12 protein-coding genes, 6 tRNA genes and 1 rRNA gene are annotated in these 16,462 nt (G+C 45.7%); 8 read left to right on the top strand and 11 right to left on the bottom strand.

Annotated elements, in window-relative coordinates; all coding sequences use genetic code 11:
* Nucleotides 1–77 precede the first annotated feature (77 nt).
* From DPF91_RS16530 to DPF91_RS16505, 6 genes are all read right to left on the bottom strand, one after another.
* Nucleotides 78–1,802 (bottom strand): ABC transporter ATP-binding protein, encoded by a 1,725-nt coding sequence (locus DPF91_RS16530; protein ID WP_117235551.1) that lies wholly within the window; start codon nt 1,800–1,802, stop codon nt 78–80.
* A 675-nt stretch (nt 1,803–2,477) separates the two neighbouring features.
* Nucleotides 2,478–2,554, bottom strand: a tRNA-Pro gene (locus DPF91_RS16525).
* Between the two features lie 10 nt (nt 2,555–2,564).
* Nucleotides 2,565–2,640 (bottom strand) — tRNA-His (locus tag DPF91_RS16520).
* A 127-nt stretch (nt 2,641–2,767) separates the two neighbouring features.
* A tRNA-Pro gene (locus tag DPF91_RS16515) sits at nt 2,768–2,844 on the bottom strand.
* Between the two features lie 54 nt (nt 2,845–2,898).
* A tRNA-His gene (locus DPF91_RS16510) sits at nt 2,899–2,974 on the bottom strand.
* 44 nt (nt 2,975–3,018) lie between these two features.
* Nucleotides 3,019–3,095 (bottom strand) — tRNA-Arg (locus DPF91_RS16505).
* Between the two features lie 298 nt (nt 3,096–3,393).
* Between DPF91_RS16505 and DPF91_RS16500 the strand changes: the two genes are divergently transcribed.
* Complete coding sequence (locus DPF91_RS16500; RefSeq protein WP_117235550.1) at nt 3,394–3,807, top strand: c-type cytochrome; 414 nt, start codon at nt 3,394–3,396, stop codon at nt 3,805–3,807.
* Between the two features lie 179 nt (nt 3,808–3,986).
* The gene (locus tag DPF91_RS16495; RefSeq protein ID WP_117235549.1) at nt 3,987–4,328 is read left to right on the top strand and encodes a flagellar protein FlaG; all 342 of its coding nucleotides are present in this window, start codon (nt 3,987–3,989) and stop codon (nt 4,326–4,328) included.
* 30 nt (nt 4,329–4,358) lie between these two features.
* On the opposite strand, the gene rep is transcribed toward DPF91_RS16495, so the two are convergent.
* Nucleotides 4,359–6,377, bottom strand: a complete 2,019-nt coding sequence (gene rep / locus DPF91_RS16490; RefSeq protein ID WP_117235548.1) for a DNA helicase Rep — start codon at nt 6,375–6,377, stop codon at nt 4,359–4,361.
* Nucleotides 6,378–6,600: 223 nt separating this feature from the next.
* On the opposite strand from rep, the gene DPF91_RS16485 reads away from it, so the two are divergent.
* From DPF91_RS16485 to ubiK, 4 genes are all read left to right on the top strand, one after another.
* Nucleotides 6,601–7,182, top strand: coding sequence for a TetR/AcrR family transcriptional regulator (locus DPF91_RS16485; RefSeq protein ID WP_206355580.1), 582 nt, complete (start codon nt 6,601–6,603; stop codon nt 7,180–7,182).
* 18 nt (nt 7,183–7,200) lie between these two features.
* The gene (locus DPF91_RS16480) at nt 7,201–8,307 is read left to right on the top strand and encodes an efflux RND transporter periplasmic adaptor subunit (RefSeq protein WP_117235546.1); all 1,107 of its coding nucleotides are present in this window, start codon (nt 7,201–7,203) and stop codon (nt 8,305–8,307) included.
* Between the two features lie 11 nt (nt 8,308–8,318).
* Complete coding sequence (locus DPF91_RS16475) at nt 8,319–11,447, top strand: multidrug efflux RND transporter permease subunit (protein WP_117235545.1); 3,129 nt, start codon at nt 8,319–8,321, stop codon at nt 11,445–11,447.
* 146 nt (nt 11,448–11,593) lie between these two features.
* Nucleotides 11,594–11,845 carry a ubiquinone biosynthesis accessory factor UbiK gene (ubiK, locus tag DPF91_RS16470; protein WP_117235544.1) on the top strand — a complete coding sequence of 84 codons (252 nt, stop codon included), beginning with the start codon at nt 11,594–11,596 and terminating at the stop codon, nt 11,843–11,845.
* A 78-nt stretch (nt 11,846–11,923) separates the two neighbouring features.
* Here the strand turns inward: ubiK and DPF91_RS16465 are convergent, their stop codons facing one another.
* Complete coding sequence (locus DPF91_RS16465; RefSeq protein WP_117235543.1) at nt 11,924–12,214, bottom strand: putative quinol monooxygenase; 291 nt, start codon at nt 12,212–12,214, stop codon at nt 11,924–11,926.
* A gap of 282 nt (nt 12,215–12,496) precedes the next feature.
* On the opposite strand from DPF91_RS16465, the gene DPF91_RS16460 reads away from it, so the two are divergent.
* Complete coding sequence (locus tag DPF91_RS16460; protein ID WP_117235542.1) at nt 12,497–12,802, top strand: DUF1330 domain-containing protein; 306 nt, start codon at nt 12,497–12,499, stop codon at nt 12,800–12,802.
* Between the two features lie 266 nt (nt 12,803–13,068).
* Here DPF91_RS16460 and ilvC read toward each other — a convergent pair whose 3' ends face one another.
* Nucleotides 13,069–14,553, bottom strand: a complete 1,485-nt coding sequence (gene ilvC / locus DPF91_RS16455) for a ketol-acid reductoisomerase (RefSeq protein WP_117235541.1) — start codon at nt 14,551–14,553, stop codon at nt 13,069–13,071.
* A 227-nt stretch (nt 14,554–14,780) separates the two neighbouring features.
* Here ilvC and ilvY point away from each other — a divergent pair, with 227 nt between their 5' ends.
* Nucleotides 14,781–15,671, top strand: a complete 891-nt coding sequence (gene ilvY / locus DPF91_RS16450; protein WP_117235540.1) for an HTH-type transcriptional activator IlvY — start codon at nt 14,781–14,783, stop codon at nt 15,669–15,671.
* Nucleotides 15,672–16,133: 462 nt separating this feature from the next.
* Here ilvY and DPF91_RS16445 read toward each other — a convergent pair.
* Both DPF91_RS16445 and rrf read right to left on the bottom strand, forming a co-directional pair.
* Nucleotides 16,134–16,210, bottom strand: a tRNA-Asp gene (locus DPF91_RS16445).
* A gap of 93 nt (nt 16,211–16,303) precedes the next feature.
* Nucleotides 16,304–16,419, bottom strand: a 5S ribosomal RNA gene (rrf, locus tag DPF91_RS16440).
* Nucleotides 16,420–16,462: the final 43 nt, after the last annotated feature.

The following is a 16,462-nucleotide window of genomic DNA, read 5'->3' as shown; positions in this document are numbered from 1 at the left end:
TTCATGCGGGGATCGAGTCCCTATTTGTTTGTGTTGTGTTTGCGTCTGAATCGCATCCAAGCTGGGCTTGGTTTTCTTTATATGGCTTGCGCCGTTTTTATATCTTCTCGAAGACCAGTGAACTCTGGCATCAAAGAAATCAGTTGTTTGCTGTATTCGTGCTGAGGGTCATTAAAGAGCTGCTCTGTTGGTGCAACTTCTAATAGCGTACCCATTTGCATCACACCTACTCGGTCACACATCTGACGGATAACCGGCAAATCGTGGCTGATGAATAGCATGGTCAGATTCAGTTCTTGCTGTAGATCCTTAAGCAAGTTCAGAATTTGAGCCTGTACCGACACATCCAGTGCCGAGGTTGGCTCATCACAAATAAGCAGACGAGGACGAGTTGCCAGTGCGCGAGCGATAGAGATACGCTGACGCTGACCACCCGAGAATTCGTGAGGGTATTTCACGCCGGCCATTTTGCCGAGGCCAACGTGTTCTAGTAGGTCGTTCACGATCTGACGCGTTTCGGCTTCGTTGCGTGTCAGTTTGTGGAAACGAATAGGCTCCGCAATGATATCGAAGATCTTCATGCGCGGGTTCATAGAGGTATAAGGGTTCTGGAACACCATCTGCATCTGACGACGCAGCGGGCGACGCTCTTTTTCAGATTTCAGACCTGTTAAGTCAATGCCTTCAAACGACACCTTGCCTGAATTTGGTGCGTAAAGACCGGCGATGACACGTGCGATGGTCGATTTACCAGAACCAGACTCACCGACCAAACCAAACGTCTCACCTTCGTGTACTTGGAAGCTCACATTGTTTGAAGCTTGTACGTATTCACGACGGCTCTCAAACAAAGAATCCTTGGTAACAAAGCGTAGGTTAACGTTTTCGACATTCAGCAGCGGACCGGTGTAATCACGATGGTCTTGGCTTTGACCCAACCAGTGGTTTTTAACGTCCAACGGTTCCATTTCTGCCGCTTCTTCGATGTACGACACCAACGGGAAACGGTCTAACTTGATGTCTGAACGCGGTACTGCTGAAATAAGGCTACGTGTGTACGCATGGTCTGGGTCACCCAGAACTTTCGCCGTAGGACCAAATTCAACCAGATCACCTCGGTACATAACCGCAACGCGATCTGTCACATTCGATACCACACCCATGTCGTGCGTTACCAACATACAACCAACGTTGTTCTTGATACACAGCTCGCGGATGAGGTTAAGGATTTGGTCTTGGATAGATACATCTAGTGCCGTTGTCGGCTCATCGGCAATGATCAAGTCAGGTTCACCCGCCAGTGCAATCGCGATAACCACACGCTGGCGCATACCACCAGAGAACTGGTGAGGGTATTGCTTAAGGCGGTTTTCTGGTTGAGGGATACCAACCTGATTCATTAACGCTAGAGCGCGATCATAGGCTTCTTGGTCAGACACCTTCATGTTGGCATGAATGGTTTCTTTAAGCTGCTGCTCTACCGTGAAAAGAGGGTTAAGAGAGGTCATCGGGTCTTGAAAAATAAACCCAATTTTTGAACCGCGAACTTTGCGCATTTGTTCAGGAGAAAGGCCAGATACCTTTTCACCATCTAAAAATACATCACCACTAGCTATACGCCCTGGAGGGCTCAGTAGATCGATAACTGCGTTACCTACCGTAGATTTACCTGCACCAGATTCACCTACTACACCTACAATTTCGCCGCGTTCGATATTGAACGAAAGCGATTTAACCGCCGCATGAACACCATGACGAGATGGATACTCGATGCGAAGATTCTTCACCTCTAATAGTGACATCTTCAGACCTCTACTGCCTTGTCTGGGACATAAACTTCACGCATTCAAACCTAGAATGCATTTATGTCTGATTGAATCCATTCCGTTTCAGAACAAAAAACTGAAACTAATCTAGTGCGTCAATTTGGCAAATAAATCACAAAAAAGCAACAATTAAAGTATAAAAAACGGATTTCAAGCTTAAACAACACATAAAAATCGAATAGATATGCATTAACAAGCATTTAACACACACTCAAACTCACCAATATTGTGCGTAATGCACCAGAAAAAGCAGAGGAATAATCTAAAAGTGATAGATAGATCACCCATTTATAAATTAAGGACTATTCACCATCAAAGTTAACATAGCAGGAACATAAATTCGTAAAAATAATCGATAGCAGATTTGATCTCTAATTTTTACTTGATGAGAGGGTTTATTGACTAGAGAACTAGAGAACTAGAGAACTAGAGAACTAGAGAACTAGAGAACTAGAGAACTAGAGAACTAGAGAACTACTAAATTTTGAGGGGAGAGGTGAGCTTGTCAACCAACTTGCGATTGAAGATACGACTCTAGATATCCAGTTTTCTAAAAGCGAAGCGTTCTATAGGACGAAGTCCGTTCTAGCTTTCTGTACAAATAAACAGAATGCAAAAAGCCCTGATCTTTCGATCAGGGCTTCTCAATGATGGTCGGTGAAGAGGGATTCGAACCCCCGACCCTCTGGTCCCAAACCAGATGCGCTACCAAGCTGCGCTATTCACCGACAAAATTAATGGGGTGGCTAACGAGATTCGAACTCGCGACCACCGGAATCACAATCCAGGGCTCTACCAACTGAGCTATAGCCACCACTAATTTTTTGTATAACCACATATGCGATTATTGAAATAAGTAGCCGGGTGAAGAGCCAATTCAAAGAACAGGCGAACCCCGACCCATTCTTACGTTAGTAACATCTAACCTAAGAAATAGATAGTGGTCGGTGAAGAGGGATTCGAACCCCCGACCCTCTGGTCCCAAACCAGATGCGCTACCAAGCTGCGCTATTCACCGACTTTTGTTTTTCCTCGAAATTAATCAAGAATGGGAGCAATGCTACCAAAATAATGGGGTGGCTAACGAGATTCGAACTCGCGACCACCGGAATCACAATCCAGGGCTCTACCAACTGAGCTATAGCCACCATTATGTTTTCGCCAATTATTATGCTGTTAAAGCACTTCCGGATGGCGCGCCCGAAAGGATTCGAACCTTCGACCTTTGGCTCCGGAGGCCAACGCTCTATCCAGCTGAGCTACGGGCGCATGCCCTATCGGCGGAGTGGAATAATACGTATATCACACTTTGCCGTCTAGCTTTTTTTTTACTTTTTTTTGCGTTTGTTGGCTTTTTCAACAGTTAAAGTGTGATAAACCCCTATTATCCGCGTAATAGCTATTATTTAGTCGATAACTTGTTGTTTATTGCAACAAGTTAACAGGATATAATCACCCATAATTTACATTGATTTAACAGATGTTTCCTCATCTGGGCAATCGCACAAACACTCTAATAATATAATAGGTAATCCAAGCATTACCTCTGGAATGTAAAGTGAGTTTAATGGATATGTCTCGACGAATGATCAGCGTACTTGCCGCTGCACTAACTTTTTCTACAGCGGCCTTCGCTGGCAATATTAGCCAAGAAGAATATGATGCGATTGCAGAACGTATAAAACCTGTGGGTGATGTTTACCTTGCTGGCGCTGAGCCTGTAGCCGCTGAGCCTTCTGGCCCACGCGATGGCGCTTCAGTTTACGGTACTTTCTGTATCGCTTGTCACGCTTCTGGTGTGAGCGGTGCACCAAAAACGGGGGATGCGGGAGACTGGGCTCCACGTATCGCTCAAGGCCGTGACGTTCTAAACAATCATGCAATCAATGGCTTCAATGCGATGCCAGCAAAAGGCTCTTGCATGGATTGTTCAGACGATGAAATCATCGCGGCAATCGACCATATGATTGAAGGCTTATAGAAAGCTAAATCACTTCAGAACTCGTAGGGCCTTGCTTACTCAAGCAAGGCCCTTTTTAATGCGCGCAAAAAAGCAATGCGTACTTTTTACGCACTGAGCCTAAAGTAACCATACATTGAGACGATACAGTATACATAGCGCTTAATTATTGTCCTGAACAACTTATTAAAGGAGGCGATATGGATATTTCTTCAGTCAGCAACACCTCTTATCGTTCTAATGACTATGGGCTAGAGCATCAGCGCATCGATTCTCACCCCAAACAAAAGCAGCCACTGAAATTAGATAGCACTCAAACCAAGGTTCACATTGATCAAACGGCTAAGTTAATTAACCAGGTTTTACCGGAGTTTAGTGAGCACTTATCAGCAAAAGTGGTAAACCAAGGTGGTAGAACGTTTATCGAGATCCGTAATAGTGCAAACGACGTGGTCATCAAACGCATCTCAGATGCAGAGATCGCTGAATTTGTAGAATCAAGAAAGGTGGGAGCGGGCAGCCTACTCGATCAATACGTATAGTGGCTGCCTTTATCAGGGGGAGTAATTAAACTACTTCTTGTTGAACATGGCGCGAAGGTTAGCGATGTGGGCCTGACCTTTCGCCATACGCTCTTCTTGTGATACCGGCTTCTTGGTTTGCTCCCACTCAACATCGTCGAAAGGTAGCTCATCCAAGAAACGACTTTGGGTTGGTTTAACCAGTTCACCAAATTGACGTCGCTCTTTACACATAGTAAAAGTCAGCTCTTTCTGAGCTCGAGTAATACCGACATACATTAAGCGGCGCTCTTCCTCGACATTATCTTCATCGATACTGGTTTGGTGAGGAAGAATCCCCTCTTCTGTACCAATCAAGTAGACATAGGGAAACTCCAATCCCTTCGAAGCATGCAGCGTCATGAGCTGTACAGCATCGCTATCATCATCTTCTTCACCACGCTCCATCATGTCACGCAGTGTCAGGCGTTGAACCACCTCTTTAAGCGTCTTCTCTTCTTGGTCATAGTTATCACCTTCTAGGTCGGCAACAATCCATGAGTAGAGATCAGAAACGTTCTTCATACGCATTTCTGCCGCTTTCGGGCTCGATGATGTCTCGTATAAGAAATCTTCGTAGTTGATATCACGCACCAGAGAACGAACAGCATCGACAGTGTTACCACGCTCAGCATTATCAGCAATACGAACAATCCAATCGGTAAAACGACGAAGGTTCTCTAGGCCACGCCCAGTTAAATGCTGCTCTAGCCCAAGCTCAAAGCTAGCTTCAAACAAGCTCTTGCCTCGCATATTGGCGTAACTACCTAGCTTCTCTAGCGTGACCGGGCCGATCTCTCTGCGCGGGGTGTTTACAATACGTAGGAATGCATTGTCATCATCTGGGTTAACCAACACTCGCAGATAAGCCATGATGTCTTTAATCTCGGCACGGGCAAAGAATGAGGTGCCACCCGACAACTTATAAGGTACACGGTTTTGCATCAAAGATTTTTCGATCAGGCGTGATTGGTGATTACCACGATAGAGCACTGCATAATCTTTATATTCCGTGCGATTTAGGAATTTATGTGCGATCAACTCACCGGTAACACGTTCAGCCTCGTGCTCTTCATTTTTGGCGAGTAAGAACTTGAGCTTCTCGCCATCCGGAATCTCGGAAAAAAGTCGTTTCTCGTATACGTGAGGGTTGTTAGCAATCAATATGTTAGCACTACGCAAAATACGACTGGTCGAGCGATAGTTTTGCTCTAGCTTAATCAAGCGTAAGTTTGGATAGTCCTCACCGAGTAGAACTAGGTTTTGAGGTTTTGCACCACGCCAAGAGTAGATCGACTGATCGTCGTCACCTACAACGGTCAAGCGACCACGCTCACCGACAATTAGCCTTACCAATTCATACTGGCTGGTATTGGTGTCTTGATACTCATCGACCAATAGGTAACGGATTCGATTCTGCCAACGTTGACGCACTTCTTCATTTGTTCGTAACAACAGAACTGGCAATGAAATGAGATCATCGAAATCTAATGCGTTGTACGCCTTCATCTGCTTGTGATACATCTCAAAGCAGAATGCGAATAACTGCTGTTGTTCACCCTGAGCACGCGCTATGGCTTGCTCAGGTGTCAGCATGTCGTTCTTCCAGTTTGAGATTGTACTCAACAACTGACGAAGTAGATCTTTATCACCATCAAGCTGCTTTTCTGTCAGCTCTTTTAACAAGGCTAACTGGTCTTGGTCATCAAACAGGGAGAAGCCTGCTTTGAGACCTAAGGCTTTATACTCGCGTCGAATGATATTGAGACCTAGGGTATGGAAGGTGGAAACCATCAAGCTCTTAGCCTCTCCTTTACCTAACGTCTGGCCTACACGCTCTTTCATCTCGCGAGCCGCTTTATTAGTAAAGGTTACCGCCGCGATGTTGCGCGCCTTATAGCCACATTGCTGCACAAGATAAGCAATCTTATTGGTGATTACACGAGTTTTTCCCGAGCCAGCGCCGGCCAGAACCAAACAGGGCCCCGATACGTATTTCACGGCTTCATCTTGTCTTGGGTTTAACTTCATTGCTCTGCTTACCTTGTCAGGATCGGTTGACCAAAAAACTGCGCCTATGATAATCGCGGCTAGCTTGCATTGCTACGCTGATCTCACTTTTAACTCAAACGTAAGAATTATCGGATATGAATATATTGACAAGTTTTTAACACTGTCATCTATAAAATAACACTGCCATTTGTTTACTATTCCCTCTATAATGAATGAATGTTCATTCATTCGTGGTGGCGATATGACCGATACAACTCTCAATGACAAGCGAGAGCAAATCCTACAATCCGCAGAAAGTCTTGTGGCTCAATCGGGATTCCAGGGCTTATCGATGCAAAAGCTTGCCAATGAAGCTGGTGTAGCAGCAGGAACCATTTATCGATACTTCAAAGATAAAGACGACCTGTTGATTCAACTTCGATTGCACGTTGCAACTCGCCTTGCAACGGCGGTTCAAGCGAATGTAACGGATGACATGCCTTTGAAACTACGTTATCGCACAATGTGGTTAAACATATGGAAGCTAGCGGCTTCAAATACATCAGCACTCAATAGTCGAGTGCAGTATGAGTCGCTACCGTGTTCAGAAGGTCATAGCTCTAGGGAACAAGAGCGAGAAATGTTTGCCAAAGTAGAACAGATGTTCGTTGAAGGTAAACAACAAGGTATTTTCAGGCCATTAGCAAACGAAATTCTCGCTGCTTTGAGCCTTGAAGTGAGTGTGGTACTCGCAAGGAAACATGCCGCTAATATTTACCAACTCTCAGAGGCTGACCTAGATGCAGCCATTGAGGCAAGTTGGGATGCAATTATTAAACACTAACTTGGAGTTCTACACAGAATGAAAAAGTGGACTTTCTTTATGTTACTGATCGCGGTTCTGCTGTTTGGCAGCGTGATTGGTTTCAACATGTTTAAACAACAAAAGATCGCTGAGTTTATGGCCAATAGGCCTGAGCCAGAGTTTCCGGTAACGGTAACAGAAGTGAAACCAGTGGATTGGGTACCTGTGATTGAAGCGATCGGCTTCATTGAACCGAACCAAGGTGTAACGGTTGCAAACGAAACCAGCGGTGTGATTGATAAAATCGCATTCCAATCAGGCGCAAAGGTTGAAGAAGGTCAACCACTAGTGATGCTTGATTCTGCCGTTGAGAAAGCAAACCTCAAGAGCTCGCAAGCTCGTTTGCCAGCAGCAGAAGCTAAATACAAGCGTTATAAAGGTCTATTTAGCAAAGGCTCAATCTCGAAAGAAGCATATGATGAAGCAGAGGCAAACTTCTTCTCTCTATCTGCGGATATCGAGAGCTTAAAAGCATCTATCGATCGCCGTGAAATTAAAGCGCCTTTCGCAGGTGAAGTCGGTATTCGTAATGTTTATCTTGGTCAATACCTGCAAGCGGGTACGGATATTGTTCGCCTAGAAGATACGTCTGTTATGCGTCTGCGCTTTACCGTGCCGCAAACTGATATCTCTCGTATCCAGATAGGTCAGCAAATGGATATCTTCGTTGACGCTTACCCAGAAATTGCCTTCAAGGGTTCTATCTCTGCAATCGAGCCAGCGGTTAATATCCAGAGTGGTCTGATTCAGGTTCAAGCTGATATTCCAAACAGTGACGGTAAGCTACGTAGTGGTATGTTCGCACGCGCAAACATCATCCTACCGACGCTAGAGAATCAAATCACGCTGCCACAAACCGCAATCACTTTCACTCTATACGGCGACAATGTGTACATCTTGTCTGAAGAAGATGGGGCGAAGCGCGTACAACAACACGTCGTGAAAGTCGGTGAGCGAACTGCAGACATCGCACACATCCTTGAGGGTGTAAAAGAAGGCGATGTGGTTGTGACTTCTGGTCAGGTTCGTCTAAGTAATGGTGCAAAAGTACGCGTAGTTGAAAGCGATGCGACAACACCACCTGCTGAAACACCAATGCTCTAATTGGAGGAATCATGCGCTTTACTGATGTTTTCATAAAACGTCCAGTTCTAGCGGTATCGATCAGCTTTTTGATTGCCTTGCTTGGTCTCCAAGCGGTTTTCAAGATGCAGGTCCGTGAATACCCAGAAATGACGAATACAGTAGTAACGGTTACCACCAGTTACTACGGTGCTAGTGCTGACCTGATTCAGGGCTTTATTACTCAGCCACTTGAGCAAGCGGTCGCACAAGCAGACAACATAGACTACATGACATCACAGTCGGTAATGGGCCAATCCACTATCACTGTGACCATGAAGCTCAACACCGACCCGAATGCGGCGCTGTCAGATATCTTGGCAAAGACCAACTCGGTACGTTCACAGCTTCCTAGTGAGTCTGAAGATCCGACGGTAACCATGTCGACCGGCTCAACGACGGCGGTACTCTACATTGGTTTCACCAGTGATGAGCTATCGTCAAGCCAGATCACTGACTACCTTGAACGTGTAATCAACCCGCAGCTGTTCACTGTTAATGGTGTCTCTAAAGTAGACCTATACGGTGGTATGAAATACGCACTACGCGTATGGCTTGATCCTGCGAAGATGGCAGCACTTAACCTCACCGCGACTGATGTGATGGGCGTGCTGAACGCTAACAACTACCAGTCGGCTTCAGGCCAGGCTGTCGGTGAATTCGTGCTGTACAACGGTAGTGCCGAGACTCAGGTTTCAAACGTTGAAGAGCTAGAGAACCTTGTGATCAGCTCTGACAAGGGTAGCGTAGCTCGTCTTAGCGACATTGCTAAAGTAACGCTTGAAAAGAGCCACGATGTCTACCGTGCAAGTGCCAATGGTCAAGAAGCGGTAGTCGCTGCAATCAACGCAGCGCCAAGTGCCAACCCAATCAACATCGCTGCAGATGTGTGGGAACTACTGCCTCAGCTTGAACGTAACCTACCAAGTAACATCAGCATGAACGTGATGTATGACTCGACGGTTGCTATCAACGAGTCTATCAATGAAGTAATCAAGACGATTCTTGAGGCTGCATTGATCGTACTTGTCGTTATCACGCTGTTCTTGGGTTCATTCCGTGCAGTACTGATCCCTATCGTCACAATTCCACTTTCACTGATTGGTGTGGCAATGGTTATGCAGGCGATGGGCTTTTCATGGAACCTAATGACACTACTGGCAATGGTTTTGGCTATCGGTCTGGTGGTAGATGATGCGATCGTTGTACTTGAGAATGTCGACCGACACTTGAAACTGGGTGAATCACCATTCCGAGCAGCCATCATTGGTACACGAGAGATCGCAGTACCCGTTATCGCAATGACGCTAACTCTGGGTGCGGTATATGCTCCTATCGCGCTGATGGGCGGTATTACCGGCTCTCTATTTAAAGAGTTTGCACTGACACTTGCAGGTTCGGTATTTGTATCGGGTATCGTCGCACTAACACTGTCGCCAATGATGTGTTCAAAGATGCTGAAAGAGAACGAAACTCCAAGCAAATTTGAACAAACCGTTCACCGCTTCCTTGATGGTATGACCAACCGCTATGCGCGCATGCTAAAAGCGGTAATGGAGCATCGCCCTGTCATGATTGGCTTCGCTCTCATCGTATTTGCTAGCCTACCTATGCTATTCAAATTCATCCCGAGTGAGCTAGCTCCATCGGAAGATAAGGGTGCAGTAATGTTGATGGGTACAGGCCCATCGAACGCAAACTTGGATTACCTGCAAAACACCATGAACGATGTGAACAAGATTCTATCGGATCAGCCAGAGGTGGCATTTGCGCAGGTATTCACCGGTGTGCCTAACTCAAACCAAGCATTTGGTATCGCGTCTATGGTGCCTTGGAGTGAGCGTGAAGCAAGCCAGTCTGAGGTAGCAAACCGTGTTAGTGGTTTAGTAGCGAATGTTCCTGGTATGGCGGTAACGGCATTCCAGATGCCTGAGCTTCCAGGCGCGGGTTCTGGTCTTCCGATTCAGTTCGTTATCACCACGCCAAACGCATTTGAGAGCTTGTTCACTATCGCAACCGAAGTTCTCGGCGAAGTACAGTCTAGCCCTATGTTCGTTTACTCCGACCTCGACCTTAACTACGACTCGGCAACGATGAAGATTAAGATCGACAAAGACAAAGCGGGTGCGTATGGCGTAACTATGCAAGACATCGGTATTACGCTATCAACTATGATGGCAGATGGTTATGTTAACCGTATCGATCTCAATGGTCGTTCATACGAGGTTATCCCTCAGGTTGAGCGTAAGTACCGCCTAAACCCAGAATCGATGAACAACTACTACGTTCGTGCAGCAGACGGTAATGCAGTACCACTGGGTAGCCTTATCAGCATCGACGTAGTGGCAGAGCCTCGCTCACTACCTCACTTCAACCAGTTGAACTCAGCAACGGTAGGTGCGGTACCTGCACCAAGTGCAGCAATGGGTGATGCGATTGCATGGTTTGAAGATATTGCCGCGTCGAAGCTACCTGCGGGTTACAACCATGACTATATGGGTGAAGCACGCCAGTACGTAACAGAAGGTAGCGCGCTTTACGCCACCTTTGGTCTAGCACTCGCTATCATCTTCTTGGTTCTTGCGATTCAATTTGAATCGATTAAAGATCCACTGGTTATCATGGTATCGGTGCCGCTTGCGATCTGTGGTGCGTTGATCGCCCTTGCTTGGGGCGCTGCAACGATGAATATCTACTCCCAGGTTGGTTTGATTACTCTTGTTGGTCTGATTACTAAGCACGGTATTTTGATCTGTGAGGTAGCAAAAGAAGAGCAGCTACACAATAAACTGTCTCGCATTGATGCGGTAATGGAAGCGGCTAAGGTTCGTCTACGTCCAATCCTGATGACGACAGCGGCGATGATCGCGGGCCTTATCCCGCTGATGTACGCAACAGGTGCTGGTGCAGCTCAGCGCTTCAGTATTGGTGTAGTAATCGTTGCTGGTCTAGCGATTGGTACTCTGTTTACGCTATTCGTACTGCCGGTGATCTACAGCTACCTAGCTGAGAAACACAAACCTCTGCCAGTATTTGTTGAAGACAAAGACCTAGAGAAACTAGCTCGTGCAGATGAAGCGAAAGCAGCTTGCCGAGAGCTTGCAGACAACAATAACAACTAACGCTAGCAAAGAGTGAAGACTCAAAAGGCCACGCTAAATTAACTTAGCGTGGCCTTTTTTATTATTGTGCGCATTTTTGCCTCTCAATAGGCGACATTCCCGCACCAATTACATAAAATGTGGCCAATATTGAAAGGAGTTTCCCCATGTTTGACCCAAAGAAACTAGAGCAAGTAGCTAAGCAGATTCATGACTCTATGCCAGCGCCAGTGAAAGAGCTAGGTGCAGACGTAGACCAAAAAGTTCGCCAGGTAATCCAAGGCCAACTCAACAAGCTAGATGTTGTTAGCCGTGAAGAGTTTGATGTTCAAACTCAAGTACTACTGCGTACACGCCAAAAGCTAACAGAAATGGAAAAGAAGCTAGCTGACCTAGAAGAAAAGCTAGCGGATAAGTAGTCACTCTCTAGCTATCTAAAACAACAAAGGCTTGCTGATACCGATCAGCAAGCCTTTTTAATATCCAATATATTGAATTTATGCGATGTGAGTCATCTCATTTACAGTAAATTCAGCCACCGCACCCTCAGTCGCTTTCATGTAGTCAGCTAGGTGAGTGTTACCCATGTGTTTTTGCCAAAGTTCACGTGATGTCCAGTTCTCGTAGAACATGAAGTGTGCTGGGTTTTCATTGTCTTGGTGAAGATCGTAGTTGATACAACCTTCTTCGGCACGAGTGATATCAATCAGCTTAAGTAGTTCTGCTTTTACTAGCTCGATTTTGTCTTCATTGGCTTTGATGTTTGCAACGATAGTTAGTTTGGTCATCTCAATATCCTCTATATGATTGTTTGGGCTATAGAGCTTTAAATAATGTAATAGCCCCGCGCCGTTGAAATAATAGTAGTCCGATCGAGATAAAACAAAAACAGCCTATTTTTTGATTTATTATCAAACTAAATTTGAATATCAACCTGCCCTATTCTCAATAAAATCCATAAAGTCATTCATCGCTACAATCTATTATCAAATTCTCAGCAGCTGTTATTCTTATTCTTGTGGTTGAACAAACATATCAACTTAAATGATTAGAGAACAACGGAGCCTGCTATGACAACTTACTTTTCTGTACTTGAAGTAACCCCAACTACCGATGCTTGGGTCGCTGACTATGTGCCTGTTTCAAACAAACTGGTCACCAAATACGGCGGAAAATACATTGCCCGCACTTCAGTACATGAGCGCCTAGAGGGTGATCGTGAGAGCCCTGCACTGCGCATCATCATCTCATGGCCTTCAAAGCAAGCTGCACTAGACTTCATGGCAGACCCAGAATACGTCCCGCACCTAAAAGCACGCGGCGCGGGTTCCATCAGCCATCACGCCCTAATCGAAGGCATCGACCAACTTGCGTAGACTTCATTAATAGCTTCTATGGCATAAAACTTATCAATGACACCGTGCATCCATCCTTGTAGGCTCAACAATCGCATCCCTGCGATTGATGCATTGCTAAGCTCCAACCCATAAAAACAACAAAACCCCGAACACTTAGTGCTCGGGGTTTTATTTCATCTACAAGTAAATGCGCAGGAATAAAGCTTCAGTTCTAGGAGAGGACGCGGAGTTTACAAGTGTAAATGAGCATCCTCGACAACGAAATGAAGCTTTATAACCAGTATTTAGCCACCAACTGCAATGCGCTTCATATCGCTCATGTATGCACGTAGCTCCTCACCGATGTATTCTACTGGGTGATTACGAATAGTATCGTTCACTTCGATTAGGCGCGCATTATCTACTTGGTTAGATGTCTCACCTAGGCCTTTACCAATTACATCAGTGTTAACTGAAGGCATGAACTTCTCACGTAGTAGCGGTGTTGCAACATTAGCAAATAGGTAGTTACCATATTCCGCTGTATCTGATATTACTACGTTCATTTCGTATAGACGCTTACGTGCTACTGTGTTTGCGATTAGCGGTAACTCGTGTAGTGACTCGTAGTACGCTGACTCATCGATGATGCCTGATGCTGTCATTGCTTCAAATGCTAGTTCAACACCTGCACGAACCATAGCAACGAGTAGGATACCGTTGTCGAAGTACTCTTGCTCAGAGATTTCTACGTCACCTGCTGGATAGTTTTCGAATGCCGTTTCGCCTGTCTCTTCACGCCAGCCTAGTAGGTTCTTATCATCGTTTGCCCAGTCAGCCATCATAGTGCTAGAGAACTCGCCTGTGATGATATCGTCCATGTGCTTGTTGTAAAGCGGACGCATTAGCTCTTTCAGCTCTTCAGATAGCTCAAATGCTTTTACTTTAGCTGGGTTTGATAGACGATCCATCATGTGTGTGATGCCACCAAACTTCAGTGCTTCAGTGATAGTTTCCCAGCCGTACTGCAGTAGTTTACCTGCGTAGCTTGGGTCAATGCCGTCAGCAATCATCTTCTCGTAAGATACGATAGAACCCGCTTGTAGCATGCCACATAGGATAGTTTGCTCGCCCATAAGATCAGACTTAACTTCAGCTACGAATGAAGACTCTAGACAACCCGCGCGGTGACCACCTGTACCAGCTGCCCATGCTTTCGCAATATCCCAGCCTTCACCTTTAGGGTCGTTCTCTGGGTGAACAGCGATCAGTGTTGGTACACCAAAGCCACGCTTGTACTCTTCGCGAACTTCCGAGCCAGGACATTTAGGCGCAACCATAACAACCGTTAGGTCTTCACGCAGCTGCATACCTTCTTCAACAACGTTAAAACCGTGAGAGTAACCTAGTGCTGCACCCTGCTTCATTAGAGGCATTACTGTCTCAACAACGTTCGTATGTTGCTTATCTGGAGTAAGGTTTACGACTAGATCAGCTGAAGGGATTAGCTGCTCGTAGCTACCTACTTCAAAACCATTTTCTTGTGCATTCAGGAAAGATTGACGTTTCTCATCAATTGCTGCCTGACGAAGTGCATACGATACGTCTAGGCCAGAGTCACGCATGTTTAGACCTTGGTTCAGACCTTGTGCACCACAACCTACGATTACGATCTTCTTACCTTTTAGGTAATCAGCTTCCGTTGCGAACTCTTCGCGATCCATGAAGCGACAGCGACCTAATTGGTCCAATTGTTGACGTAGGTTTAATGTATTGAAATAGTTTGCCATTGCAGGGCACTCCTTTGAAAATTTGTCCATTAGGTCGATATTTGTCTATCGAATGACTTCATACTAAAGCAGACATACCGTTGCTTAAAGTGATATATTCACAATTAGTAGTTGCATTTTTTGCAATGTAGCTTAAGTCATTTGTTTTAGTTATACCGGAAACAACACGGCATTCATACATTAAATTAACCTTATTAACAGATTTTTTCACTTTCAAAGATCGATATATGAACATAAAAAGCCTACAGCTGTTCATGCACCTATGCGAGAGTCAAAGCTTCACTAAGACCGCATCGTCCATGCATATCAGCCCATCGGCGTTGAGTCGCCAGATCCAGAAGTTGGAAGAAGAGATAGAGCAGACTCTTTTCTTGCGTGATAACCGCAGTGTTGAGCTCACTCCAGCCGCTAAAACACTATTGCCCGTCGCATCAAAGATCATTGGTGAATGGCAAAACTACAATGCCCACCTCCAAGGACATGAAGAAGAACTTAAGGGAGAGATCCGGTTATTTTGCTCAGTGACCGCCAGTTATTCCCATTTGCCCGAGCTACTCTCTGAATTTCGAGTACGCCACCCCTACATTGAGTTCAAGCTATCAACGGGTGATCCAGCACAAGCTATAGATAAACTGCAAGCAGATGAAGCAGACGTCGCTATTTCAGCAATGCCAGAGCAGCTACCAGCTAAAATCGAGTTTGAAACCATCAGTGAGATCCCACTCTCGATCATTGCACCAACAGGTATGAGCAACTTCGCTCTAGAGCTGCAAAAAGAGCAACCTAATTGGTCTAAGATTCCGTTCATCGTTCCAGAGTCAGGTACTGCAAGAGACAGAGCAAACACCTGGTTCAAAGCCATGAAGATCAAGCCAAACATTTATGCCCAAGTCTCAGGGCATGAAGCCATTGTCAGCATGGTTGCTCTTGGTTGTGGGGTTGGAATTGCACCAGATGTCGTGATCAACGGCAGCCCTGTGAAAGACAAGATTGAGCGCCTTAAAGTTGCTTCAGTAAAGCCATTCAAATTAGGGGTATGCTGTAAGCGCGCTCAGTTAGATAACCCATTAGTTAAAGCACTATGGGATGTTGCGAAAGAGACGTACATCAAGAGCTAGAGAGCTAGAGAGCTAGAGAGCTAGAGAGCTAGAGAGCTAGAGAGCTAGAGAGCTAGAGAGCTAGAGAGCTAGAGAGCTAGAGAGCTAGAGAGCTAATAGATTTTGAGGGGAGAGATGAGCTTGTCAACCATTTTGCGATTGAAGATACGACTCTAGATATCCAGCTTTCTAAAAGCGAAGCGTTCTATAGGACGAAGTCCGTTCTAACGTCTCAGCTCTTAAATGCAAGAAAGCCTCAGCATTTCTGCTGAGGCTTCTCAATAAGTGGCGGAATGGCCGGGCTTGCGCTCAAGCGGGACTTCCTAAACACCTTGAGAGCGACACGTCCCCCGGCGTGATAGGCCGCGTTCTTTTAAACATAGCCTAACCAACTGAACTACCACTCTCTAGTGGTGATCGTTAATTTTACCTTGCTCCAAATGCAAGAAAGCCTCAGCATTTCTGCTGAGGCTTCTTAATAAGTGGCGGAGTGGACGGGACTCGAACCCGCGACCCCCGGCGTGACAGGCCGGTATTCTAACCAACTGAACTACCACTCCGCAGTGGTATTTTTACTAAATAAAGTCTTATGGTTAGATTGCTTTATCTAGTTTTGCCTCCAGATTGTTTAAAATCTGAAAACAAGTAAACAAGCCTGGCGATGACCTACTCTCACATGGGGAAGCCCCACACTACCATCGGCGCTATTGCGTTTCACTTCTGAGTTCGGCATGGAATCAGGTGGGTCCACAACGCTATGGTCGCCAAGCAAATTCTTTAATTCGGAAAGCTGTTTCGTTCTACACTACATT

Origin of the sequence: Vibrio maerlii, assembly GCF_003415655.1 — a bacterium.
In the GTDB taxonomy this organism is placed as follows: domain Bacteria; phylum Pseudomonadota; class Gammaproteobacteria; order Enterobacterales; family Vibrionaceae; genus Vibrio; species Vibrio maerlii.
This window is presented reverse-complemented; position numbering and strand designations above follow the sequence as displayed.

Excerpts from the sequence above, each read along its gene's own strand:
- DPF91_RS16530 (WP_117235551.1), bottom strand. The coding sequence starts at position 1,802 with ATGTCACTATTAGAGGTGAAGAATCTTCGCATCGAGTATCCATCTCGT.
- DPF91_RS16500 (WP_117235550.1), top strand. The coding sequence starts at position 3,394 with ATGGATATGTCTCGACGAATGATCAGCGTACTTGCCGCTGCACTAACT.
- DPF91_RS16495 (WP_117235549.1), top strand. The coding sequence starts at position 3,987 with ATGGATATTTCTTCAGTCAGCAACACCTCTTATCGTTCTAATGACTAT.
- rep (WP_117235548.1), bottom strand. The coding sequence starts at position 6,377 with ATGAAGTTAAACCCAAGACAAGATGAAGCCGTGAAATACGTATCGGGG.
- DPF91_RS16485 (WP_206355580.1), top strand. The coding sequence starts at position 6,601 with ATGACCGATACAACTCTCAATGACAAGCGAGAGCAAATCCTACAATCC.
- DPF91_RS16480 (WP_117235546.1), top strand. The coding sequence starts at position 7,201 with ATGAAAAAGTGGACTTTCTTTATGTTACTGATCGCGGTTCTGCTGTTT.
- DPF91_RS16475 (WP_117235545.1), top strand. The coding sequence starts at position 8,319 with ATGCGCTTTACTGATGTTTTCATAAAACGTCCAGTTCTAGCGGTATCG.
- ubiK (WP_117235544.1), top strand. The coding sequence starts at position 11,594 with ATGTTTGACCCAAAGAAACTAGAGCAAGTAGCTAAGCAGATTCATGAC.
- DPF91_RS16465 (WP_117235543.1), bottom strand. The coding sequence starts at position 12,214 with ATGACCAAACTAACTATCGTTGCAAACATCAAAGCCAATGAAGACAAA.
- DPF91_RS16460 (WP_117235542.1), top strand. The coding sequence starts at position 12,497 with ATGACAACTTACTTTTCTGTACTTGAAGTAACCCCAACTACCGATGCT.
- ilvC (WP_117235541.1), bottom strand. The coding sequence starts at position 14,553 with ATGGCAAACTATTTCAATACATTAAACCTACGTCAACAATTGGACCAA.
- ilvY (WP_117235540.1), top strand. The coding sequence starts at position 14,781 with ATGAACATAAAAAGCCTACAGCTGTTCATGCACCTATGCGAGAGTCAA.